General features: G+C 38.4%; 21 protein-coding genes and 1 riboswitch. Of the genes, 9 read left to right on the top strand and 12 right to left on the bottom strand.

Annotated features, from left to right (window positions below):
- Nucleotides 1–6 precede the first annotated feature (6 nt).
- Genes CXF89_RS05120 through CXF89_RS05105 form a run of 4 tightly spaced genes read right to left on the bottom strand, consistent with a single transcriptional unit; the run spans nucleotide 7 to nucleotide 4236 of the window.
- On the bottom strand, nucleotides 7–1527 hold the full coding sequence (locus CXF89_RS05120) for a tripartite tricarboxylate transporter permease (RefSeq protein ID WP_008136529.1): 1521 nt from the start codon (nucleotides 1525–1527) through the stop codon (nucleotides 7–9).
- Between the two features lie 3 nt (nucleotides 1528–1530).
- Nucleotides 1531–1998 carry a tripartite tricarboxylate transporter TctB family protein gene (locus tag CXF89_RS05115; protein WP_008136528.1) on the bottom strand — a complete coding sequence of 156 codons (468 nt, stop codon included), beginning with the start codon at nucleotides 1996–1998 and terminating at the stop codon, nucleotides 1531–1533.
- 13 nt (nucleotides 1999–2011) lie between these two features.
- Nucleotides 2012–2983, bottom strand: coding sequence for a Bug family tripartite tricarboxylate transporter substrate binding protein (locus CXF89_RS05110; protein ID WP_008136527.1), 972 nt, complete (start codon nucleotides 2981–2983; stop codon nucleotides 2012–2014).
- 11 nt (nucleotides 2984–2994) lie between these two features.
- Nucleotides 2995–4236 carry an OprO/OprP family phosphate-selective porin gene (locus CXF89_RS05105; protein WP_121953978.1) on the bottom strand — a complete coding sequence of 414 codons (1242 nt, stop codon included), beginning with the start codon at nucleotides 4234–4236 and terminating at the stop codon, nucleotides 2995–2997.
- A 500-nt stretch (nucleotides 4237–4736) separates the two neighbouring features.
- Between CXF89_RS05105 and CXF89_RS05100 the strand changes: the two genes are divergently transcribed.
- On the top strand, nucleotides 4737–7715 hold the full coding sequence (locus CXF89_RS05100; protein WP_121953977.1) for a DUF3857 domain-containing transglutaminase family protein: 2979 nt from the start codon (nucleotides 4737–4739) through the stop codon (nucleotides 7713–7715).
- 577 nt (nucleotides 7716–8292) lie between these two features.
- Here the strand turns inward: CXF89_RS05100 and ylqF are convergent.
- The gene (gene ylqF / locus CXF89_RS05095; RefSeq protein ID WP_024589485.1) at nucleotides 8293–9237 is read right to left on the bottom strand and encodes a ribosome biogenesis GTPase YlqF; all 945 of its coding nucleotides are present in this window, start codon (nucleotides 9235–9237) and stop codon (nucleotides 8293–8295) included.
- Nucleotides 9238–9328: 91 nt separating this feature from the next.
- Here ylqF and CXF89_RS05090 point away from each other — a divergent pair, with 91 nt between their 5' ends.
- Together CXF89_RS05090 and CXF89_RS05085 are read left to right on the top strand one after the other, a co-directional pair.
- Entirely contained in the window at nucleotides 9329–9865 is a 537-nt protein-coding gene (locus tag CXF89_RS05090) for a YaeQ family protein (protein WP_121953976.1), read from the top strand.
- Nucleotides 9866–10048: 183 nt separating this feature from the next.
- Nucleotides 10049–10654, top strand: a complete 606-nt coding sequence (locus tag CXF89_RS05085) for an alpha/beta fold hydrolase (RefSeq protein ID WP_024609379.1) — start codon at nucleotides 10049–10051, stop codon at nucleotides 10652–10654.
- Here the strand turns inward: CXF89_RS05085 and CXF89_RS05080 are convergent.
- Nucleotides 10651–10860 (bottom strand): hypothetical protein, encoded by a 210-nt coding sequence (locus CXF89_RS05080; RefSeq protein ID WP_007579816.1) that lies wholly within the window; start codon nucleotides 10858–10860, stop codon nucleotides 10651–10653. The genes CXF89_RS05085 and CXF89_RS05080 overlap by 4 nt on opposite strands.
- A gap of 334 nt (nucleotides 10861–11194) precedes the next feature.
- On the opposite strand from CXF89_RS05080, the gene CXF89_RS05075 reads away from it, so the two are divergent.
- Nucleotides 11195–11668, top strand: a complete 474-nt coding sequence (locus CXF89_RS05075) for a Dps family protein (RefSeq protein WP_004334993.1) — start codon at nucleotides 11195–11197, stop codon at nucleotides 11666–11668.
- A gap of 282 nt (nucleotides 11669–11950) precedes the next feature.
- Here the strand turns inward: CXF89_RS05075 and CXF89_RS05070 are convergent, their stop codons facing one another.
- A complete protein-coding gene (locus tag CXF89_RS05070; RefSeq protein ID WP_007579812.1) occupies nucleotides 11951–14893 on the bottom strand; it encodes a TonB-dependent receptor domain-containing protein in 2943 nt (980 codons plus the stop codon).
- A gap of 238 nt (nucleotides 14894–15131) precedes the next feature.
- Here CXF89_RS05070 and CXF89_RS05065 point away from each other — a divergent pair, with 238 nt between their 5' ends.
- On the top strand, nucleotides 15132–15884 hold the full coding sequence (locus CXF89_RS05065) for a LytR/AlgR family response regulator transcription factor (protein WP_007579810.1): 753 nt from the start codon (nucleotides 15132–15134) through the stop codon (nucleotides 15882–15884).
- 22 nt (nucleotides 15885–15906) lie between these two features.
- On the opposite strand, the gene CXF89_RS05060 is transcribed toward CXF89_RS05065, so the two are convergent.
- The 4 genes from CXF89_RS05060 to CXF89_RS05045 all read right to left on the bottom strand — a co-directional run bounded on the left by CXF89_RS05060 (nucleotide 15907) and on the right by CXF89_RS05045 (nucleotide 20077).
- Nucleotides 15907–16305, bottom strand: a complete 399-nt coding sequence (locus CXF89_RS05060; RefSeq protein ID WP_007579808.1) for a hypothetical protein — start codon at nucleotides 16303–16305, stop codon at nucleotides 15907–15909.
- A gap of 60 nt (nucleotides 16306–16365) precedes the next feature.
- Nucleotides 16366–18441, bottom strand: coding sequence for a S9 family peptidase (locus CXF89_RS05055; protein ID WP_121953975.1), 2076 nt, complete (start codon nucleotides 18439–18441; stop codon nucleotides 16366–16368).
- Between the two features lie 142 nt (nucleotides 18442–18583).
- Nucleotides 18584–19147 carry a chitin-binding protein gene (locus CXF89_RS05050; protein ID WP_121953990.1) on the bottom strand — a complete coding sequence of 188 codons (564 nt, stop codon included), beginning with the start codon at nucleotides 19145–19147 and terminating at the stop codon, nucleotides 18584–18586.
- Between the two features lie 96 nt (nucleotides 19148–19243).
- Nucleotides 19244–19332, bottom strand: a riboswitch (cyclic di-GMP riboswitch).
- An 88-nt stretch (nucleotides 19333–19420) separates the two neighbouring features.
- Entirely contained in the window at nucleotides 19421–20077 is a 657-nt protein-coding gene (locus tag CXF89_RS05045; RefSeq protein ID WP_121953974.1) for a cytochrome b/b6 domain-containing protein, read from the bottom strand.
- A 107-nt stretch (nucleotides 20078–20184) separates the two neighbouring features.
- On the opposite strand from CXF89_RS05045, the gene CXF89_RS05040 reads away from it, so the two are divergent.
- From CXF89_RS05040 to CXF89_RS05030, 3 genes are all read left to right on the top strand, one after another.
- Entirely contained in the window at nucleotides 20185–20889 is a 705-nt protein-coding gene (locus CXF89_RS05040) for an AzlC family ABC transporter permease (RefSeq protein WP_101163143.1), read from the top strand.
- On the top strand, nucleotides 20886–21185 hold the full coding sequence (locus CXF89_RS05035) for an AzlD domain-containing protein (RefSeq protein WP_101163144.1): 300 nt from the start codon (nucleotides 20886–20888) through the stop codon (nucleotides 21183–21185). Before CXF89_RS05040 ends, CXF89_RS05035 begins: the two co-directional genes overlap by 4 nt.
- Before the next feature lie 72 nt (nucleotides 21186–21257).
- Nucleotides 21258–21755 (top strand): glutathione peroxidase, encoded by a 498-nt coding sequence (locus tag CXF89_RS05030; protein ID WP_010554845.1) that lies wholly within the window; start codon nucleotides 21258–21260, stop codon nucleotides 21753–21755.
- A 118-nt stretch (nucleotides 21756–21873) separates the two neighbouring features.
- Here the strand turns inward: CXF89_RS05030 and CXF89_RS05025 are convergent, their stop codons facing one another.
- Nucleotides 21874–22059, bottom strand: coding sequence for a PA3496 family putative envelope integrity protein (locus CXF89_RS05025; protein ID WP_007579801.1), 186 nt, complete (start codon nucleotides 22057–22059; stop codon nucleotides 21874–21876).
- A 388-nt stretch (nucleotides 22060–22447) separates the two neighbouring features.
- Between CXF89_RS05025 and CXF89_RS05020 the strand changes: the two genes are divergently transcribed.
- Nucleotides 22448–23242: a YggN family protein gene (locus CXF89_RS05020; RefSeq protein ID WP_101163145.1), complete on the top strand. Its 795-nt coding sequence runs from the start codon at nucleotides 22448–22450 to the stop codon at nucleotides 23240–23242.
- The last annotated feature ends 239 nt before the right edge of the window (nucleotides 23243–23481 follow it).

Below are 23481 nucleotides of genomic sequence, written 5' to 3'. Positions count from 1 at the left end.
TCTCAATTATGCATTTACTTTGTCTGCACGGCGTTGCATTAAATAATCTTTTAACGGAAACAACAGCACTAAAATTGAAATTACAAATATGCTCAATGTTAGCGGACGATCCCATAAAAAGCTTAATGAGCCATCAGAAATCATCATTGAACGACGGAAGTTTCGCTCAATCATATCTCCTAATATAAAACCTAATAATAATGGTGCCATAGGAAATGACAGTAATCGCAATACTAGCGCAACCACCGCAAATCCTACCATCATAAATAAGTCGAAGGTATTGAAGGACACTAAGTAAACACCAATTAAGCTAAAGAACAATATCATCACGGTGAGTACCGACTTAGGCATTGCTAATACTTTTGCAAAGTAAGGAATAAGCGGCAAATTTAAAATAAGCAGTACAATATTACCAAAGTACATACTTACAATAACCGCCCAAAATACACTTGGGTTTTCTTGCATAAGCATTGGACCTGGTTGAATGCCGTAAGCAATCAAAGCACCTAGCATAATTGCCGTAGTACCTGAGCCCGGAATACCAAGCGTTAACAGTGGAACAAACGATCCTGTACACGCCGCATTATTTGCCGACTCTGGCGCAGCTAAACCACGTAATGAGCCTTTACCAAACTTTTCTTTCAAACCTTTTGGCGCTAAATTTCGCTCTGTTGCATAAGCCATAAAGCTTGCAATAGTTGCACCAGCACCCGGTAACACCCCCACTATAAAACCTAAAATAGACGAGCGACCAATCACTGGTGCTATCTCTTTAATCTCGGCTTTACTTAACTTGGTTGAACCTATTTGCGGTGTGTCTGAGTCATTAATGTTTTTAGCATCTTTTTTCTCTGGTTTTACAACATTTACAAGCGCCTCGGCTAATGCAAACGTTGCCATAGCAACCAGTAAAAAGCTTATTCCGTCGAGTAAATCAGGTTGCCCAAAGGTAAATCGGTCAGTCCCTGATGATGGATCAATACCAACCGTTGCTAGCATCAAGCCAAACACAGTCATCATCATTGCTTTTAAAAATTGCCCTTTATTTGAAAATGCTGCAATAGCTGTTAAGCCTAAAAACATCAACACAACATAATCAGGGGATTGAAAACTCAATGACACTTTTGCTAATAAAGGTGCAGCTACCATTAATAATATGGCGCCAATCGTTCCGCCTATAAAGGAGGAATAAGCAGCAATTGCCAATGCTTTACCTGCGTGCCCTTGTTTAGCAAGCGGGTAGCCATCAAAGGAGGAAGCTACCGTACCCGCCACGCCAGGCGCATTAATTAAAATAGATGACGTAGAGCCACCAAAAATAGCGCCGTAATAAACACCCGCCATTAAAATCATGCCCGAATCGGCGCCAATGCTGTAAGTAATTGGGATCATCAAGGCAATTGCGGTAATTGGCCCCAATCCTGGTAACATACCTATAAAAGTACCTACCAAGCAGCCAGCTATAACGTACATTAAATTATTAAAGTCGAGCACGGTCGACAAACCAAGCATAATTCCATCAAACATAACTTAACTCCACAAATCGCCCGGAACCAAGTAAATACCTAATACTTGAGTCATCAAAAACCAAAAAACCACCGCAACCGGTATCGATGCAAATAGCAAAATTCCCTTACGTCTTTCGCCCATCACAAAAAAGCCCGCAAGCAAAAACGCACTAGTAGAAATTAAAAAACCAATTGGCTCCAGTGCCGCGCTATAAATTACCATTAATATTAATAAACCAAAGGTGCGCAGTACGTGTGACTTTTCAAGAACATCATCAGTATTAGTTTTCTCTCTTGGTTTAAGCAATGTTGAACCAATAGAAAGTAAGCACACCACAATACCAAACCCGGCATATACTTTAGGAAGTGTCGCTGAGGTAACCGTTTCGTATTCTTCAAACGGTAGTAGCGGAATTTGCCATGCAACCACAGCGTATAAAGTAAATAGCGCCAAGAATAAACTTGGCCCTATTAATTCTCGATTCGTCATTTTAAAACCTCGATTACGGCAATGTGCGGATAAAGCCAAGCTCTTCCATTACAGCTCTAAGCTGCACTTCTTGTGCTTCTAGTGACTTAATAAACTCATCTTTTTCTTGAAAAAGATTTAGCCAACCGTTACGAGCTCGTACAGCTTCCCACTCAGGTGTACTTTGCAACTCACGTAGTTTTTTTGTGTACTGTGCTAACTTTTCAGCGGGTAAATTAGGCGCAGCAAAAAGACCACGCCAATTAACAAATTCCATATCGTAACCTAGTGACTTAAGTGTGGGTATTTTTGGGTAATCAGGTAAGGGCTCACCCGATGTAACCGCTAAAATACGTGCTTGACCACCGTTAGCTACTTCAAGCGCTTCACTTAAGCCAGTAGAAAGTAAATTCACTTCGCCTGAAAGCAACCCAGCCTTAGCTTTACCGCCTGCATCGTAAGGAATATAACGTAGGCGTCGACCATCTATACCCGCAGCTTTAACTGCTTGAGCCGCCACTAAGTGATCCATACTGCCGCGAGCAGAACCGCCCGCTACTTTTACCGAACTTGGATCTTCTTTTATTGATTTAATAACATCCTCCCAAGTTTTAAATGGAGAATCGTTACGCACTACAAACGCGCCATAATCTGCAATCATACTGGCTACAGGTGTTAAATCGCGATAGCTATAAGGAATTCGGCCACTTAACGCGCGCAATACGATAGGCGTTGAGTTAACCATTAAAATATCGCCCTTTTTAGTGCCCGACTCAATTAAATACGCAATAGCACGACCGCCTCCACCACCAGACATATTTTGAAAAGATGCATTATTTTCAATGCCTGACTTAACTAAACCTTCGCCTATACCACGGGCTGTTGTATCCCAACCACCACCAGGTCCGCCAGGGATTAAAAAGTGAGTGTCGGCCATTGCCATTGGGCTGCTAAGTACTAATGATGCTGCAAGTATGGTCGTTTGTAATGATTTAAATAATTTCATTGTGTGTCCCTTTAAAATAAATACTGCATACGTGCACTAAAGCCCATACCAGAGTCTTCGTCGCCAACCAGCGCAGTAGTACCGGCACCTTCTACATCGCTGTAAATTAGATTACCCATAAACTTAATATCACTACTTACGTAATAAGATGTACCTAATGTATAAGTTGTCGCTTTTGTGCCTTGTAAGCTACTTGTAGCATCTACTTCTGAAACACGTGCCACCAACTCCCATGCATCTTTAATATTTTTAGGTTGTACAAATAATGCAGAGCTCGCTTTGTATTGGCGCTGTTCTCCACCTAAAAAGTAACTTGCCGATACATGAAAACCATCAAAGCGCTCGCCATCTAAAAAATCAGCACTATTAGCGGCATCAAGTGAGCGGCTTGCATATTCAGCCTCAAGTGTTAAAGAATCCGCCTGATAAGCAAACTCAAGACCGGTTTGCGATAAACTATCAAGTGGGCTTGTTACACCACCAGCAGCATAATCAACAAGGCGAGTATTAGTCTCGCGCACTTCACCACGCGCAAAACGTGCGCCTAATTCATTGCCACCCATATCGCGATATGAATGCCACACGCCTAAATGAATTACATCGCCAGGTGATGTACTCGACCATGTAGCACGCCCAGTAATAGCAAGAGTAAGCTTATCGTTTTCATCGCTACCTGTTGCACCAAATGCATCATTTTTATAAACGCCTATCGCGTAACGAAAGCCAGAGTCTTTAAAATATTGATAGGCAGAAGCGCCCCAACGAAAAAATGGGGAGAAAGTATTGGCAAGCGAACTACGCTCAATTGTATTAATGTGCTTTGAACTGGTTAATGCATTTAGCGATATATCTTCGCGAATTTTACCTGCTTTAACTTTAAGTCCGTTATCAAACGCATAACGAACACGCGCCATCACTATTTCAGCAGTGCCTTCGGCAAACTCGAGTAACAACTTGTGATCCCAATTTCCGTGCTCACTTTCAACGTAAGTACGAATACGACGAGGGAAAAAATCGCTCCCGCCAGAGCCCTCGTTATCAGCATTGTAAGCACCATCAAAATAGTTGTAGTCGAGCTGAACTCGTCCACCAAACTCTAAATTAAAACCACTGGTTGTTTTTAATGCACTTACTTCTTTTTGTAACGCATCTAATTGCTCTTGTAGTTTTTGCGTATCGTTATCGGCTAAAACGGATGTACTTGCTAATGCAGCAGCAACTGCCAAAGCGAGTTGTGTGTTACTTGCTTTCATTATTTTCTCCACGCTTGTGTATGTATTTATTGTCAGGTAGATAAGCGACGACAAACTGCTATCTAACTCGCAGCTTATTGTTAACGTGAAATTAACTAAATATTTAGAAGGTAAGGTGCATTGATGATCGTTATGTGCTTTTTGCTCATAAAGTTCATGAACAAAAAGAGCAAAAAAAGTTACTGTTATATTTTGATTTATAAACACTTTTAAAGGTTTGAATGATTACCGTACGAATAAATAGATAGGATTTTTGCAGCTCTAACAAAGCCCACAATAAAGTAGGCTTAGCTAATTATGATTTAGCAATACAACTAAAAAATCATTTTAGGAACATTTGAGGGGGGGGTTAAGCGTTTCGCACTTACATAGCAGTTTATTTATATACTATTAATTAACTGCTCCACAATGAATTTGTTAACATCTCATTGTCAAAAAAGCCTAAATTTGGTACATTATTCCTTCAATAGTATTTATAAAAACGACTATAAGACCCTACAATGAAATGGAACTTCCTTCGACTCAGCTCTTGGCTAATTGCACTTACCTTATTAATTTTCTCTCATAATATTTTTGCGCAGCAATATAAAATAGATAAACCAGCTAATTGGGTTAATACACATATTATTGAGCAACCCAAGCATTCCGACATAACCAAGGTACGTGACGGCACACTTTATTTGTTACTCGATAACCAATCCTATATACCGAGCAGACAAAAACAGCAACGCTATACGCGTTTGGTTATGAAAGCTTTAAATCAAAGTGGTGTTGATTATATAAGCCAGCTTAATCTTGATTTTGATCCAAGTTACGAGTCGCTAACACTAAACAGCTTAACGATTATTAGAAATAATGAGCGCATTGATAAGCTCGGTAGCGCGAGAATGACGGTTATACAAGGTGAATCTGAATTAGCTGATCGTATTTATAATGGTAGCTTATCACTCAACATTATTATTGATGATATGCGCAGTGGCGACATACTCGATTACAGCTACACAGTGACAGGTAGCAACCCTATATATGCTAATAAATTTAGTACAAGACGCACGCTTAACTGGTCGGTACCTGTAGTGCAACAAAATATGCGTGTACTTTGGGGTAAACAAACGCCTTTACATATTAATACAATAAACGGCGCAGCTGATATTCAAGAAACGCTTAACGAATATGGCAAAGATTATTCTATAACTCTTTTTGAAGAACCCTTACTCGAGCAAAATTCTCAAACCCCAACGTGGTACGACCCATATACACAAGTTTACTTTTCTGAGTTTGACGATTGGGGTCAGGTAGTTAACTGGGCATATCCACTTTATCAATCAGCCATAGAAACCCCAAACAGCATTTTGGATGTAGCTGAAGAAATAAAAGCAAAACACACAAAAACATCAGACAAAATTGCAGCAGCACTGCGCTTTAGCCAAGACGAAGTTCGATATTTAGGGCTTGAAATGGGCACTAACTCGCATCAACCAACGTCAGCTTCAGAAACGCTTTCGCTACGATACGGCGATTGTAAAGATAAAACAGTACTGCTTATTTCGTTATTAAAAGCGATGGATATAGAGGCCTTCCCTGCGCTAGTTGATACAGAGGAAACCAAACGTTTAAAAGAACTTCCACCTTCTGCAAGTGTATTTAATCACGTAATTGTTACGCTTAAACAAAACGGAAAACGCTACTGGCTCGATCCTACGGTTAGCTACCAACGAGGTACTCTCGAATATTTAGCACAGCCTGATTATGGCTATGCCCTAATTATTGATAAAGGTGAAACCACTTTAACTTCAATGGCGCAAAAACCTGTACATACAAATGTATCTGTAGAAGATAACTTTTTTATTGCTGAAAAAGTATCTGAGCCATCACGTTTTGAAACCCAGTACACTTATGCTGAATTTGAAGCGATTAACCGAAGAAGCAATATAGCCAGCAGTGGTCTAAATAGCGTTGCTAAATCTTACTTCGAGTATTACCAAGGCTTTTTAAATGGTCTATCAATCAATGAAGCAATGACTATTAGTGAACAAGAACAAACGGGTAAACTAATAACCAAAGAATCGTATTTAATTAGTGAATTTTGGGAAAAAACAGACGAAGGCTACGAAGCTAGTTTTTACGCGAATGAAATACAAAATAGCGTTTACGAACCAAAGCAGGTAAATCGCACCGACCCACTCTACTTTGGCTACCCCAATATAATTAACACCACAATAAAACTGCATTTTGCAGAAAAAGGTTGGGGATTTGATAGCGATCAAGAAGAAATTGATAACGACTACTTCAACCTAAAAACAACTACTGAATTTAATTATAACGTTTTAACACTGAGTTATGACTATTACGCAAAACAAGATCATATTAAAGCCGCTCAAATAGATGATTATTTAGCACAGCGTAAAAAGTTAATATCAGCAACCCATTACCCTATTCTAAAATACGCGGAAACGACCGAAACGCCTCAAACAACAGCTGATGTGCTAGATAGCTTTGGTTATAGTTGGCTTAAATATGTGTTGGCTGGCTATATTTTAGTACTCATATTCTTTTTCGCCGATTGGCGATTAGAGTCAGCAAAAAAAGTGAAATTTGAAGATAGTCCATTTTATGCAGTATCTGTAAGTAAGTTTATTATTTACAGTATTTTAAGTTTAGGCATATTTGTTAACTACTGGAGTTATCGTAACTTTAAAGCCATTAAAGAGCGCGATAACTCAAGTATTATGCCTATTGCTCGAGGTATATTTGCATTTTTATGGTATTACCCTTTGTATCTCGCACTTGCAGAGCACAGCCAACAACAGTTAAACAAAAATAGAGTAATGCCTAACTGGACTGCCTTAACACTCTGGCTAATGGTACTTGCCAGCGCCTTTGCTTATCGAATGGACGAATACGCAACCATAGTGATTTGTATAATGCCATTTTTATGGTTGCCTCTAGTTAGTTACATTGAACAAACCGATACAAGTAAAGAAGCCCTACATTACAACTCGTACTGGCGAATTAGACAGTATTTAATCTCGCTTGCGTTTGCACCTCTATTATTTTTAGGCGTACTTCAAGAAATAAATATTTTACCCAATGCCGCAATTATAAAAGGCGATAGTTTATGGTCTTACCAAGTACACTTTTTAAAACGTAATCGCCTATCACCTGAAAACGAAGAAATACTTTATTTTTATAGCGATGCAGTATTTGATTACCGAGAAGACGGTAACGGAATAACCGAGAACTATATTTTTAGTTACTACAAAAACGATGACGGCAGGCTTGAATCGGATCTTAGTCACTTTAAAGACATAGAAAAAATAGAAACCACCTACGGTAAAACCAAACTTGATAACACAAGCATTAAAGTAATAAAAACTGACGGTAGTGATTTCTTGCTCATTGTAGGGCGTCTAAACAAGCAGGATAAAGTACTAGTGGAGCAGATTAATTTACGTATAACAGCAAATAAAGTGCGTTAGTGGCTGTTGATCTTCGGGGGCTAAGATTTTACAAGAGACTATTTGATTTGATATCAAAGCAGTAGCTGTCTTGGAAGGCGATAAAATCATTCCTAGCTTGAATTTATTTTAACTTTGAAAGATCAATACTTTTATAATAAAAATTCATATCAAATTATTCAACCAAGATAAGCATTTTTATGAAATGGCAGTGCTAACTAGCCGATTTATATATGCATAAAAAACAAGCGCCGCAATAATAAGAATTATTTGCATTTAGGTGTTGACAGATAGTTAGATCTAACTGATAATCAATATCAACAAGACGGATTGCATACCACTTGTTAAGGAATGAATTGATTTGTTTCTCGACCCTGAAACAACGTGTGGCGCACGTAAACAGCTATGGTTACTTGTTATGAACCGCAACGCCCCTTGATGTTGATGATGAGTAACCGCCCTACTATTTTACTTGCTACATTGCTCATATCGGTGACGGTAGATATGAAACTAAAAAAGCCCTTACGGGCTTTTTTTATGTCTGTAATTTAGTAAAACTAAATCTCTTTAATTAAATAACCTGAACTCTGGTTAAATATTAACGACGGTTTTTACGAGCTCGCGCTCGGCGTTGAAGCTTTTCTTCTTCTTTAGCTGCTTTTTTAGCTTCTGCAGCGGCGCGTAAACCAGCAACCATTACTTCTTCTTCCTCACGCATTTGCGGAGTTTCCATAGTAATACGGCCAATAATACCGTCGCGTAATTCGTTGATTAGTATTTCAGACATTTTATATGTGTCTATTTGATTACCACCACGAATACAGCCGCGTTTTTTACCTGCCATTTCAACAAATTCCCAATCACTTTCTGGTAATTCGTCTATTTTATAACGCGCTTTTAAAAGCTCAGGGTATGCACGCAATAAGTACTCAGCTGTATAACTTGCTACTTCTTCATACTCAAGCGCCGTATCACGAATGGCACCGGTAGCGCCTAAGCGATAACCTGAGTTTTCATTCTCTACTTTTGGCCACAACATACCTGGCGTATCGTAAAGCATAATACCGTCTTCAAGCTTAATGCGTTGTTGTGCTTTGGTTACCGCAGGTTCATTACCTGTTTTTGCAACTATGCGTCCAGCCAGTACATTAATTAACGTAGATTTACCCACGTTAGGAATACCCATTATCATGGCTTTAATTTGCTTATCTGCACCCACTTTATGCGGCACTAACTTTTTACAAAGCTCATTTATACGACTTACTTCAGCTGCTTTATCATGTCCAAAAGAAATCGCTTTAACACCGTTTTCTTGCTCAAAATAATCTTTCCAGATTTGAGTCATTTTAGGATCAGCTAAATCAGCTTTGTTCAAAATTTTGATGACCGGCTTACCTTCACGTAAGGTTGCCACCATCGGGTTTTCACTACTGTAGGGAATGCGCGCATCAAGCACTTCAATGATCACATCCATTTGTGGCATTATTTCTTTAATTTCATTGCGGGCTTTATTCATATGCCCAGGGAACCACTGGATAGCCATTTTTAACTCCTAACGTATAATTAACCGCTATTTTAACTGGCAATTCATTTAATTGCGCTATACTGACGCAAATTTTTTCAGATTAGTTGTTATGGCTCTTAAATCCACCATTATGAAAGTGCAGTTATCGCTTAGCGATATGGACCGCCACGTTTATCAAGATTTTAATTTAACCTTGGCTCAACACCCATCAGAAACCGATCAGCGGTTGATGATTCGCTTACTCGCTTTTGCACTCAATAGCTGTGATGGTTTAGAATTTACTAAAGGATTAAGCGCTGATGATGAGCCTGAACTTTGGCATGTAAGCTATAGTGAAGAGATAGAGCTGTGGATTGAACTTGGCTTACCAGATGAAAAACGCCTTAAAAAAGCCTGTAATAAATCTAAAAAAGTGGTGCTATATACTTATGGTGAAAACAATCAAGCAATTTGGTGGCAAAAACACCAACCTAAATTGTATGAATTTAAAAATCTAAGTATTTTTAGCCTTGATTATGCAGCAACACAAGCACTTGCTGCTTTGGTTGATCGTGGAATTAAGCTCGCCATTACCATTCAAGATGGTGAAGTATGGGTAAATACCGATACAACCAATATTGAAATAAAACCGCTGCAATCAATGTAATTACGGTAGTTATACCAATTGCATTAAATTAGTTATCTATTATAGCGACAAATAAATAAGTCGATAACAAGGCGAAAATTATGACATATAGTTGTTCTATATAAATAATTTTTAACGCAGGTAGCGGATTATTTAATACGCTAGAATGATCATGTTTTTAATAAAATTGGTATTAGGGAGCATATGAAAGTTAAACACGTTATTGTTTTACATGGCTTGTATATGTCTGGCTTTGTTATGCGCCCACTTTGTTCACGACTTGAAGAATCGGGGATGACGGTATTAAACATTACCTATAATACGCTCGACCCTCACCGCGATACCATATTTGCACAAATTGATGAGTGTATTTCTAACGAACCTGCAGCGCTTGTATGCCACTCAATGGGAGGGCTTATTGCACGTGCTTACCTAGAGGCAAACTCCCCTGCTAGCCAGAATGTTACGAAGGTAATTACACTGGGTACTCCACATAAAGGCAGCCATATAGCGCAAAAAATGAAACAAAAAGGGTTTGAATCATTTTTAAAAAATAGTGTTGAATTTTTACTCACTAAAAATGGTAATTGGCCTTTTAAAGCTAAGCTTTACAGTATTGCGGGCGATTTACCTATTGGGCTTATGCCCTTAATAGTTAAAGGTAGCCGGTCAGATGGCACTGTATTACTAGATGAAACCAAACTTAAAGGTATGGCCGAACATAAAGTGTTTCATTTAAGCCATACCAGTATGATTTATTCGCGCCAAGTACTCGATTACATTTTAAAGTGCTTAAACGAGAAAGATTAATCCTCAGCATTGGCTGCTATTTTATAACTAATTAAAAATACCACTGCCAATATAAGCGGAATCGGCGCCGCAATGTAGCCAAAAAAATCTGAGTTCGCAAAGCTTGCACCCGCTAAGTGCGCTACTAACCCAAGTACAAATGCGATGACTGCAATTCCTACCACTATTAACTCTGCTTTATTTTGTTTCGCTGTTTTTGCATGCATGTTATCTCTCCTAATTATTTCGACAACATTATTATGCGCCGTTAGGGTGGATGATTTTTGACCTGCATCAATAAAAAAATAGCTAAGTTATTACCTTGAATAAAGTTTGTTTTAGATCATGATTTATATACTTTTGAGGTTTATTTACTTTTGAGGGGTAGTATTTTTATTAATCAGACCCACTTCTATTAATAGTCTAAAGTGAATATAGGTATCAAAAACAGCTAATAGGTTAAAACTATTAACTAGATACATTTAAACGATTTTACTAATTTATCGAAATTAGTAATACTTATCACAAGTTCACAAACAAACGGTTATTCAGGAGCAAGTTATGTCACATGTAAACGCAATTGGTCTAAACAGCGCAAAAAGCGAAGACATCATAAAGTCACTCAATACATTATTGAGTAGCTACCAGATTCAATACATGAACGCGCGTGGCTTTCACTGGAATATTAAAGGCCGTAACTTTTTTGAACTACACGTTAAGTTTGAAGAGATTTATAACTTACTACTTCTTAAAGTAGATGAAGTTGCAGAACGTATTTTAACGTTAGATGGCGCACCTCTACATGCATTTTCTGATTACCTTGAAGTAAGTAAAATCAAAGAAGCTAAAGGTATTAGTGATGGCGTTACAGCCGTAGAAAACCTACTTGCTGGTTACAGCACATTAATTCACATGCAGCGTGATATTTTAAGCCAAGCTGGTGATGCAGACGATGAAGGTACAGCCTCACTAATGAGCGATTACATCTCAGAGCAAGAAAAATTGGTTTGGATGCTAAAGGCTTACTTAGACTAAACTAGCAAAAAAAAGCCCTCAATGAAGAGGGCCACAAATAGGGATAAATCGTTAAATAATCAAGCGATTCGGTTACTATATTAGTCTCCTCCCAATACTAAACAACGCCCCTGTTACCAGTGGCGTTGTTTTTGGTTTAAGTGGGCACAATGCTCATATATTGGGATAAACAATGTATAAGCATTACTACTACATTATTTTTCCCCATGAAAAAGCCCCAGCAATACTGAGGCTTTGTGAACGTTACTAATTAAGTAACTATATTAGTGTCGTTATTGTTGGTTAGAATTTACTTCTAAAACCTATGTAGAATGATTGACCAATTGGGTCGTACGTACCAGCATCAGTTTCAGTACCAGTACTTGAACCGCTCACACCCGATAAAATGCGTGGTGGCTCTTTATCAAATAAGTTACTTGCACCAGCGTAAAGCTCTGTTGAATCGCTGATATGGTAACTTGCTTGAACATCATGATACGTTACTGAACCAATCCCTACTCCACCTGGAGCAATACCAAAACCACTTAAGAATTGATCATCAAAGTCTGCAGCGCCAATGTAAGTTAAGCTCCAGTTAAAATCAAAGTCGTTAAGTTTATAACCAAAGTTCCAGTTAGCTTTATGCTCTGATGCACCAATTTCTCCAGCAAACTCATCTTTATCAGCGCCTGGAAGTGGAATGCTATAACCATCGATTAGGTAAGTATAAGCAAGGCGAGTTCTAAACGCACCCGGACCAATATCAGCAGAGTACGTTAGTGTTAAATCAACACCTTCTGTACCTAAACCACCACTGTTAGATACACCACTGTCGATAAATTCTAGTGAACCAGCACTATTATTACCTGATGGCGCACTACGACGAGTTACAAAGTCACAAAAGCTTGTATCGCCGCCGCCATAACATTGGTCAAGAATAAACTGACGAGGTGTTGATACGATTGCATCTGTAATTTCGATATCAAAGTAATCAAGCGTAATATCTAGTCCTGATATTAGGTTTTCTGGTGTAAATACTAAACCTACTGTTACAGAGTCACCAACTTCTTCTTTTAAATCTTGGTTACCACGGTTAAAGCCACTAATGCCTTGTAAGTCAGACTGGTTAAGCGTGAACTCACCATTTGAAGCGATATTAGTTGTAACACCACCATCTGTTCTACAAGCATCGCCAGCAGCACCACCGCCACTATTAGTAACACCTAAACATGGATCGTTTAAACCACTTGGGAAAGTTTGTGAAGGCGGAGAAAATAGTTCATCGATATTTGGAGCCCGTGTTGAACGAGCACGAGTAGCACGTAAACGTAAGCTATCCATTACTTCCCAATCAACACCCACATTCCAACTTTCAGTGCTACCTACAGTTGAATAATCAGATAAACGAACTGCTGCATTCATCGTTACAGAATCAAGTACTGGGATATTTGCTTCTACATAATACTCAGTTACATCAAACGAGCCTTCTGTTGCTGGGATTGCATTACCCGCATTAAGACCTGCTTGCTGTAGTGCATCAAATTCACTGCGTGAAAATTCTTCGCGGTATTCAAAACCAGCTGCAATACCTACCGTACCTGCTGGTAAATCAAATAAATCACCTGAAATATTACCACCAATGATTTCTTGCTCAACCGACGTTGAAAGTGAGCTAGGTGCACTTACAAAATCAATAGCACCTTGCGATAACGAATTAAAACCATAAATGTCTACTGGTGCACAATTAAAGCCACGTGCTGTCGCATCGATACAGATAGCCTCATCAGTAATACCATCACCATCTAAATCTTGGCTATCGATCACAGCTTCTAAACCTTGACGGAAGCTTTGTACATTAACTAGACCGCCTGAAACTTGTTGCTCTTTTGTTTTACCGTATACATAGTAAGTATCGTAAAACCAACCATCGGCTATTTCACCTTGAAAACCAAGTGCTAAACGGAATGTATCACGCTCTGCTCGTGCTCCACGATTACCGATATCACTTAAACGTTTTGCAAAGAAGATATCTCGTGCGCCATCACCGTCGGTATCGGTTGCTGCGTTATATATATCGTCTGGAACAAACGCGTTACGTAAAAGCTCACCATTTACATTAAATTCAATTGGTACCTGGCCATTTGCATAAATGTCGTCAGAGGCAAAAGGAAATGGCTCTAATTCAGAAACGGTTGTTGTTGCAGCGTAAGTGCCTTCATAAAAAAAGCTATGCTTGTCGCTTAACTCGTAGCTACCATTTGAGGCGAATAAGTAACGCTCTGTAGGTATTGCTATTGTACGTACACCGCTTCGGTTAAAACCATTTGCAGCTACGCCATCGCCGCCATTAGTACTAAATGAGTTTTGTAGGTTGTTTGCATCATTAAACGTAAATGTTTCATCCCCAGCGCTAAAACGACCTTGTGGTGGAAATGAAGATAAAAACGGGCTTACTGCATCAAATACAGAACCTGGATTTGCTACTGGATCATCTTCGAAGAAAATACCTGAAAATTGGTCTACCGCTGAGCGATCACGGTCACGTGAGAAAACAGCGCCTTGATCAGAGTAACCAAGATGAAACATTGCGTGTCCTTTACCATCTGAGCTTGATAAGCCTGAGGTAAAGTTAAATTGGCGTGACTCATCATCACCTTCACTCGATTCACCGTACTGACCATCAAACTCAACGCCTTCAAAGTCATCTTTTAAAACAAAGTTAACTACACCAGCAACAGCGTCAGAGCCATAAACAGATGAAGCACCACCTGTCATAATTTCAACACGTTCAATAAATTGGCTCGGAATAGTGTTTAAATCGACAGCAGAGCTACCTGGTACACCTGATACATAACGACGACCGTTAACTAATACCAATGTACGGTTAGAACCTAAATTACGTAAATCTACAGTCGCAACACCTGCACTAGCTGTACTAAAGTTTGAGTTAGTACGACTGATTGCCGGTGAACCAAATGCTGGATTATCTAGTAGTAAATCTTGAATATTTAATGAACCAGATGCGTCGATTGCTGTGCTATCTACAACTTGAATAGGCGCTGATGACATCGCCTCAGCTGAACGAATGCGAGAGCCTGTAACTTGTACACGTTCTATTTTAGTAATTTCGTCATCTTCTGCAGCCACACCTTGAAATGAAATGCTTGCAAGTATCGCGCTGCTTAGCGCAACTGTTAACGACGATTTTTTAAATAATCGCGCGCTACCTTTGTTAGTTAATGTCATATAATTCCCCTGAATTGTTATTTTTGTAACTAAATAGTTACTTCGCGGATTACAGTAAGGGGATTTATTTAAACACTCTACGTACGTTATTTATTAGGCGTAATCTTTGGTATGAATAGCTAGTTTGATGGGACGAATTAGTACGTCACAATTATTTTATAAATATATTGTACTTTTCATAACAGTTTTTCCGCTAAGCACGGTCTTTATTATTATATACAGCAAGAGATATAAAATAATGGTCGCTTCTTTTCATGCATTAACTTTTGTTAGTAACACTAAGTTTGCAACATTTTTAACAAAGCGCGTGCAAGAGCACCGACACTTTGAATCTCAATCTTTTATTCAGGCAAACAGATTAGATCAGATAGATACAGATCAATACAACGTACTGTTTTACGAACTAACTAATCTGGCAGACCCTATGCAAATAGTGCATTTAACGGAGCTCGCTAAAAAGCTTAAGTTAGTCATTATTGCCCAGTCGGGTCATTTTGCGAGTTTTGCTTTTGAAGTTGGCGCTGTTGATTTTTTAATAGTAGATTCAACTGCACCACGTATCGATAAATGCTTTGATAAACTGATTCACCTTTGCCCGATTGCAAGCGCGGCCGAACGTCAATATCAACAAAGCACACAAACCGAAAAACCATCATCACATATCGTAGTTAAAGATGTGGGTAAGGTAAGGCTAATTGATATAAAAGATATTATTTGGATTAATGGTGCGGGCAATTATGTAGAGCTGCATTTTACCCAAGGTAGTACACCGGTATTACACCGCGAAACCATGAAAAATATTGAACAGCAGCTAGAGCCAGAAGGGTTTATTCGTATTCATCGCTCAACGCTGGTAAGAAAACAAGCTATCTGCGAACTGATGCCTACTGACAGTGGCGATTATAAAGTCAGACTTAAAAACGATATGTGCTTAAACCTTTCAAGGCGCTATAAAGGGTGTTTAGAGAGTATTATAAGCCCTCTTCAGTAGCGGTTTATAATACTCATATTAATTACCAGTTCTGTTTTATATAACTATCACTTGGATGCACTAATAAATAGCTTTCGGTATCTTTATAAAAATTAACTTCTACATCGCTATTTTTCCATACTTTTTCAAACATGTTTTTAGCTATGATATTAATGTTTATATAGTCAACTCGTTGATAGCCACGTTCTTTTACACCCGCAAAATAGGCCTCTAACGAATCAAGACTATCTAAAGTTAACAGTTCAAACTCTTTTAAGTTAACAATCACAAACTTAATCGTATTTTCAGGGTGAGTGCTCAATTCTTGAATAACACCATTAGTTAATGATGTTATACCTTCATTGTTAAAGCTCCCCTTCAATTTTAAATACATATGAGGGGGCTGTGAACAAATCTGAAATTCGCCATGTGCTCCAAACATAAATTACCTTATATATATCAACTTCTATATATAGAGTAATACAATTTTCCGATTTTGCAGTTAATTTAACAGCGCAATAAAAAAGGCCATTTCGAGGGCTTTTTCTTCTAAGCTTTTAAAACGACCTGATGCACCGCCATGACCTGCATCCATATCGGTTTTAAATACTAAAATATTACTGTCTGTTTTAAGTTCACGCATTTTTGCAACCCACTTCATAGGCTCCCAATACTGTACTTGTGAGTCATGAAGACCGGTAGTAACGAGTATGTTCGGGTAGTTTTGTGCGCTAATATTGTCATAAGGTGAGTAAGCTTCAATTACATCATAAAATTGAGGCTCATTTGGATTACCCCATTCATCGTATTCATTTGTTGTGAGCGGAATACTCTCATCAAGCATTGTGGTTAATACGTCTAAAAATGGTACATGGCAGCCAACACCGCAATATAACTCGGGTGCCTGGTTTACAACCGCCCCCATTAATAGGCCTCCGGCACTGCCACCTGAGGCAAACACCTTATTGCTATCACAATAACCTTGATCAACAAGCGCTTTTGTCACATCAATAAAGTCACTAAAGCTATTTTGTTTATGCTCTTTTTTACCTTGCTCATACCATTCGCGACCTAGCATTTCAGAGCCTCGAACATGCGCAATAACATAAACAAAGCCACGATCGAGTAAGCTCAGTGACGAACTAGAAAAACTAGGATCAATCGTATAACCATAGGCGCCATAGCCGTATTGAAATAACGGATTTGTGCCATCTTTTTTAAAGCTGTCTTTTCGATAAACAACAGATACAGGTACTTTAACTCCGTCGCGAGCAGTTACCATTAATCGCTCCGACTGATAGTCATCGGCATTAAAACTACCGAGTACTTTTTGCTGTTTAAGTAGTGTTTTTTCGCCAGTTGCTAAATCAACATCATATAAAGAGCCTGGTGTGGTTAAACTTGAGTAATAAATACGCGCAGTGCGTGTGTCTGGCTCTGGGTTCATTGCTATTGCAGCATAATAACAAGGATCGGCAAACTCAAGTGCCATACGATCCCCTAGCCTATTAACAACTACAAATCGAGCTTGCCCTTGCTCGCGTTCACTCAATACTAAAAAGTCATTAAATAACTCTACACCTTCAAGCAGTACATTTTCTCTGTGAGCTGTATGCTCAAACCATTGTGTTTTATCAGCAATCGTTTCGTTTGTTGCCGTCATTAATCTAAAGTTTTTAGCTTGCCAGTTGGTCACAATATAAAATGTGTCACCTAGCTTATCTACGTCAAACTCGTGGCCATCTTCACGCGGCATTAATGCTTTAAATTCGTCAGTGGGCTTATTAGCATCAAGCACCCATGTATCGTTGGTCTCTGTCGATGCTAAATCAATAATAATTAAGCCTTCGTCGCGGCTTTTACCAAGCCCCATAAAAAAGCTGCTGTCTTGCTCTTCGTAAACCATTACGTCTTGGCTTTGCTCGCTGCCAAGCTCATGCCTAAATACTTGGTATCCTAGTAGCGTTTTTAAATCTTTTTTTACATAAAAAACTGTTTTATTGTCGTTAGCCCAAACAACCTGCCCTTCTGTATTTTCAAGTACATCAGGTAGCATTTCACCGGTCGCTAAGCTTTTAAAGCGAACATTATAAATACGACGCCCTTCAGTATCTTCAGAGTAAGCCATAAGCTGCTCGCATGGGCTTAGTGCGACTTCTCCTAGCTCAAAAAACTCAAATCCCTCAGCTAATATATTCACATCGAGTAAAAGCTCTTTATTATCAGCCTTTATGCTCGTGCTTCTATAATGGCGAGAGTACTCATCATCACCACGAACTTCTGAGTGATACCAGTATTTCCCGTCTTTAACGGGTACCGAGTTATCGTCTTTTACAATGCGTGCTTTTAACTCTTCAAAAAGTGTATTTTGAAGTGGCTTCATTGCAGCTAACTGTTCATCGCAATATGCATTTTCAGCATGTAAATGAGCAAGTACTTGCTCATCCTGACGATCGTCATCACGCATCCAATAGTAATTATCAGTGCGTATTTTATTATGAGTACTTAATGTATGGGCTTGCTGTTTAGCAATCGGGAAATTAGGTAATAAACTTAAAGAATAGTCAGGACGAGACACAACAAAACCAATTAAAAAAATAACGTGATTTACAGTTTATCATAAAAATAAAAAAGCCCATCCAATAGTTGGATGGGCTAAAACGGTAAACGCTTCATCACTAAAACAGCTATACCTTTGGGAAGATAATTCACTAACAGCCTTATATTTGCTGCCAAGCCATAGCCCAACTTTGTCCAACACCGGGCTCGAACATAAACTTTTTATCGTTACTCGCGCGGCAAAACTCATTAAATGGCCAAGGCCTACATTGATAAACATACCCTGTTTTTGGCTGTAATACCTTTGTACCCGCATTATAGTTTTCACAATTTTCAGGGTACACGTAATCATAAGTATCAAGGTTATTAACAACACGCTCATCGCATTTTGCAATACAATGAAAATCGACATGCGCTTTACATATACCACTGCTTTGCAAAGCAAAAATTTCATTGTTTCTATAGGCTACAATTAAACCTTGTTCGGTCATTTTACCTGCGCTAACAAGGGGTACATGCACGTTAATATGCTCGGCAACTAAACGTGGCCATGCGTGAGGTTCACCTTGTTCAAGCGAGGTGATTTTGTAATCAAATGATAAACTAACTAGCTCTCCTTGCATGTCATAAAAGGTTACACTCACCACATCGCCAATAAACAATTGGGTATGATGATTTAAGCAACCTATTGTTGACCACTTTCCACAGGCCAACGACGTATGCATAAACACGGCAACACCTTAAGAGTTACAAAATCTTATCCATACACTATGGATACACAAAAAATACACTGAGGGCAAGTGATACATAACAACACGTTATGCAGTAGTCCCGCTACCATAGCTTTATAAAAAGCCTTAGACCGGAAACTTTGCGCCCTAATCTTTCGATTAGTTTGCCAGCAATGCGGCGATTATAATTCGGCCTCGCATAACAATCAAACAAAAGAATGTAACCAAAAATAAAAACCAACCCTTTAAGATTGGTTTAATGTGTTTTTAACTAAATAAATAAGTTAAAGGTTCTTTTGCCCACGTAAATATCAGCAACACCAATAAAGATATAAATATTAGCCACGCAGGCCAAGACGCTTTTGTTACTTTAGCCTCAGAGTCATCCGCTTTTAACTCTTTTGAGCCTGTGATCATCGCCTTAACTAGCGGCTTACCTTTTATTCTATAAACAATAATAGCTAATACATGTAGACCAATAGCATAAAGTAAAATGTCAAAATTCAGCTCATGTAGCCAATTTGCAAAATCAATCGTATCGCTAGACACATATTGAGCAAGCGGGCCGTCAGTTAAAATGCCATCACTACTCATTAACCCGGTAATAAGCTGCGTAATTATAATTATAAAAAATACTATTACCATACAACTGCCAGGTGCTGAATGACCTAGCGAGTCGCTTGGTGTCTTTAGTGCCTTTAAAATAGCACGAGGAGAGTGCAGCAACCCACTTAATCTCGCGGTTTTACTTCCGATAATGCCCCATATTAAACGCGTTACGATGAGTGCTAAAGTAAAGAACCCAGCAACAAAATGAAGCTCAATCATGCCCTCTTCAATACTAAAATAAAGCACCGCAATACTTACAACCAAAAACCAATGAAAGCATCTAATAAACCCATCCCACACTTTTAACGTCGTCATTGCGCCTATCCTTAAAAAAACAGTATTATCTAATTCGTTAACTACTTTAACATCATAATATTAAGGTATCCTTATGAGCCATTCTACAAGCCGTGCGAGTAAATATCATGCAACCAGTTAAAAAAGCTATTTTAAAAGGCTTTTTAGATATGCTACCACTGTGTTTAGCTGTTGTTCCTTGGGGCATTTTATGTGGTTCTTTAGCGATTCAAAATGGCTTTAGTGCACTAGAAACCCAAGCAATGTCGTTATTAGTCTTTGCAGGCTCTGCACAGCTTGTTGCGATTGAACTTATAGCGGGCAACACACCATTGCTCACAATTTTATTCACAACATTTATTATTAGCTCTCGGCACTTTTTATACGGTTTAGCTGTGCGTCATAAGGTAATTGACCAACCTATGCGTTGGCGCTTACCAGTAAGTTTTGTATTAACCGATGAGCTATTTGCATTTTCTCACCATAGAAAAGCATACAGAACAAAAACACGTTTAATATACGCATTGAGCGCTGGTTTTAGCTTTTATATTGCATGGAATATTTGGACGTTAATTGGCATTGTAGCAGGCACAATGCTGCCCGATTTAACTAATTTAGGGCTCGACTTTGCCATTGCTGCCACGTTTATAGCTTTGGTTATTCCGGGCATTAAAAATTTGGCCTCACTCGTTACGGTAATTGTAGCAGGCATTACCGCAACGCTTTTAAAAAGCACAGGATTTGAGTTATGGCTTGTTTGCTCAGCGCTGCTGGCAATGGCCGCAGGTTACAGCACTGCAAGACTAACCACTAAAAAGGAAGTAACGCCATGATGACGACTATTTTACTCATGGCGTGCATTACATTTTTTACGCGTTATTTGTTTTTACACCGTGCTTTGCCGTTTAAAGTAGGCCCTAAAATGCAGCAATTTTTAAGCTTTAGTGCACCGGCAGTGCTTACAGCAATTTGGGTGCCTATCGTGCTTTTGAATGAAGATGGCATTAACTTAAACTGGCAAAATCCTTATTTAAGCGCAGCAATAGTCGCCATTATTGTTGCCTACAAAACACATAATATTTATTACACTACGCTTGCCGGTATGGGGCTATTTCTAATTTTAAATTAGTGCGATCTTTATACTTTATGAAATATTGTACTCAGGTTAAAATACGGCTAACAACAATAAAAAGACGCCAATATGCACAAATTCCATCAATTAAGCGCAACAAGCTTGCAGGGTCAACCTATCAACTTTAATGATTTTGAAGGGAAGGTTGTGCTTATTGTTAATACCGCAAGTAAATGTGGATTTACCTACCAGTACGAGTCACTGCAAGCTTTGCACAATAAGTATGCCAGCCAAGGTTTAGTTATTCTGGGATTTCCGTGCAATCAATTTGGTCAGCAAGAACCCGGAGACGCTACACAAATAGAGCAAGGGTGCTTAATTAATTTTGGTGTGAGTTTTTTAATGGCGGCCAAAGTAGATGTAAACGGTGAGCATGCACATCCTGTATTTCGTCACTTGAAATCGGCTTTACCTGGTTTTTTAACACGTAAAATAAAGTGGAATTTTACTAAGTTTTTAATTGCTGCAGATGGTACGCCAATTAAACGTTATGCACCTTTTACTAAGCCCGAAAAGCTAGAACTTACAATTCAAAAAGCATTAGCACAGGCTAAAAGTACGCTTTAAAAAGTAATAAAGAGGCGCAAGGCCTCTTTATTGCCAATACTATTGAAACTTAAACATACGCATAACTGCACATTTAAACTCTCAATATTAATTGGTATTTTATTTATACTAGTGAAATTTAATCGGTGTAATCGCTTAAATCGTCTTCGCCTAGATTTTTACGCAAGCGTTTTTGCTCAAGGTAGTCTTCCAACTTCTTTTTAACCTTTTGCTTGTTCTTATCGTGTTGATTACGTCCGAGCATTTCGTACTCGTCTTCAACAAAATCGTCATCTAGCGCATCGTAACTAAATGTCTTACCCACAACCCACTCCATAAAGTGTTTGAGACCAACCAAGGATTTTATTATCGCAATAGCCGGTAAAATTAAAAATGTTTAATGCCAAAGTGCTCTGCAAATTAACATCAAAATAAAGCCACGCGACTACTGTAAATAGTCTTCATGTCAGTAATGTGAATAAATAGCGCTAAATTTGAATTGAGGAAAGTGAGAGTTTTTTATCGTATCGATAAATAAAATTTATTAATTTTTATTAGTTAGCCAATTTGACTAAAAAATAGCTATTTATTAATTATTTTGACTTGCTGAAAAATAAAGAAAAACACTTAATCAATTGTTTTTTATGAAAAAATAAAACTGGCATCAAACTTGTTATTAATTAATCGTCATCAACAAAAAGTAGAGAACAAACATGAAAAAATTACTATTAGTTAGCGCATTAATTTGTACGCCAGCCGCTATGGCTCATAACGACAACGATTCTACAATTTCATTTAGTAACGATGAATGTAACGTCGAATTTAAAAACGATGTACGTATTAAACCAAACGAATTAGAAATTTTTACTGCCAATAATAAAACTATGCAATTTAATGCCCATGGTGACTTAACCGTAAATGGCGAGCTTGTAGCGCTTAATAGCTCACAACGCGAAGCACTGAATAAGTACTCTGACAGCTTACGCACTCAATTACCTGAAGTAGCTAACATAGCGTTAGAGGGTGTTAAAATTGCCGGTGTGGCATTAGAAGAAGTAGGCAATGCATTTAATATTGACGGTCTTGATAATATGTCTGAGCTTATGGACGACATTAAAATTGAGGTAGAAAACACATTTTACCAGCAAGGTACATTTGTAATGGGCCAACAAAGTTTTAATCAATTTGGCGAAAACTTTGAACAACAATTTGAGCAGCAGATAGAAACAGCGGTTGAATCAGCAGTAATGCAATCAATGGGCAGTATTTTAGTGGCTTTAGGTTCTGAGTTACTTGGTTCAGGCGGCGATATGGATGCCTTTGAACAACGCATGGAAAATATGGGTGCACAAATAGAAAAAAAAGTAGAGCTACATGCAAGCGCACTTGAAGAGAGAGCTAACTCTTTATGTGAAAACTTTGCTGATATTGCAAAACAAGAAGAGCAATTAGTAATGCAAGTGCCAGAGCTTAAAGGTTACCAGTTATTTAGCTTTAAACACAATTAGTACAGCAAACGTTATTTAACATCCCTTTGGCAGCACTTAAGTTTACTTAAATGCTGCTTTTTTGTGTTTCCCAAAGTTATACCAACCTGCATAAATCTTTGATCAATTTAACGAATTAAATTGCACTATAACTTCGTTAAAAATTTTTTATTTAGAACAACTAGATACAAAAACTTTTGCCTAGTTCTAGCGTAATTTTCTTAACGTTAAATAGACCCCATATATAAGCAGATTGGTAT

It is taken from the genome of Pseudoalteromonas sp. MelDa3 (genome assembly GCF_002863625.1).
GTDB lineage: Bacteria > Pseudomonadota > Gammaproteobacteria > Enterobacterales > Alteromonadaceae > Pseudoalteromonas > Pseudoalteromonas arctica.
This window is presented reverse-complemented; position numbering and strand designations above follow the sequence as displayed.

Coding starts and splice junctions, on each gene's coding strand:
- CXF89_RS05120 (WP_008136529.1), bottom strand. CDS start 1,527: ATGTTTGATGGAATTATGCTTGGTTTGTCGACCGTGCTCGACTTTAAT.
- CXF89_RS05115 (WP_008136528.1), bottom strand. CDS start 1,998: ATGACGAATCGAGAATTAATAGGGCCAAGTTTATTCTTGGCGCTATTT.
- CXF89_RS05110 (WP_008136527.1), bottom strand. CDS start 2,983: ATGAAATTATTTAAATCATTACAAACGACCATACTTGCAGCATCATTA.
- CXF89_RS05105 (WP_121953978.1), bottom strand. CDS start 4,236: ATGAAAGCAAGTAACACACAACTCGCTTTGGCAGTTGCTGCTGCATTA.
- CXF89_RS05100 (WP_121953977.1), top strand. CDS start 4,737: ATGAAATGGAACTTCCTTCGACTCAGCTCTTGGCTAATTGCACTTACC.
- ylqF (WP_024589485.1), bottom strand. CDS start 9,237: ATGGCTATCCAGTGGTTCCCTGGGCATATGAATAAAGCCCGCAATGAA.
- CXF89_RS05090 (WP_121953976.1), top strand. CDS start 9,329: ATGGCTCTTAAATCCACCATTATGAAAGTGCAGTTATCGCTTAGCGAT.
- CXF89_RS05085 (WP_024609379.1), top strand. CDS start 10,049: ATGAAAGTTAAACACGTTATTGTTTTACATGGCTTGTATATGTCTGGC.
- CXF89_RS05080 (WP_007579816.1), bottom strand. CDS start 10,860: ATGCATGCAAAAACAGCGAAACAAAATAAAGCAGAGTTAATAGTGGTA.
- CXF89_RS05075 (WP_004334993.1), top strand. CDS start 11,195: ATGTCACATGTAAACGCAATTGGTCTAAACAGCGCAAAAAGCGAAGAC.
- CXF89_RS05070 (WP_007579812.1), bottom strand. CDS start 14,893: ATGACATTAACTAACAAAGGTAGCGCGCGATTATTTAAAAAATCGTCG.
- CXF89_RS05065 (WP_007579810.1), top strand. CDS start 15,132: ATGGTCGCTTCTTTTCATGCATTAACTTTTGTTAGTAACACTAAGTTT.
- CXF89_RS05060 (WP_007579808.1), bottom strand. CDS start 16,305: ATGTTTGGAGCACATGGCGAATTTCAGATTTGTTCACAGCCCCCTCAT.
- CXF89_RS05050 (WP_121953990.1), bottom strand. CDS start 19,147: ATGCATACGTCGTTGGCCTGTGGAAAGTGGTCAACAATAGGTTGCTTA.
- CXF89_RS05045 (WP_121953974.1), bottom strand. CDS start 20,077: ATGACGACGTTAAAAGTGTGGGATGGGTTTATTAGATGCTTTCATTGG.
- CXF89_RS05040 (WP_101163143.1), top strand. CDS start 20,185: ATGCAACCAGTTAAAAAAGCTATTTTAAAAGGCTTTTTAGATATGCTA.
- CXF89_RS05035 (WP_101163144.1), top strand. CDS start 20,886: ATGATGACGACTATTTTACTCATGGCGTGCATTACATTTTTTACGCGT.
- CXF89_RS05030 (WP_010554845.1), top strand. CDS start 21,258: ATGCACAAATTCCATCAATTAAGCGCAACAAGCTTGCAGGGTCAACCT.
- CXF89_RS05020 (WP_101163145.1), top strand. CDS start 22,448: ATGAAAAAATTACTATTAGTTAGCGCATTAATTTGTACGCCAGCCGCT.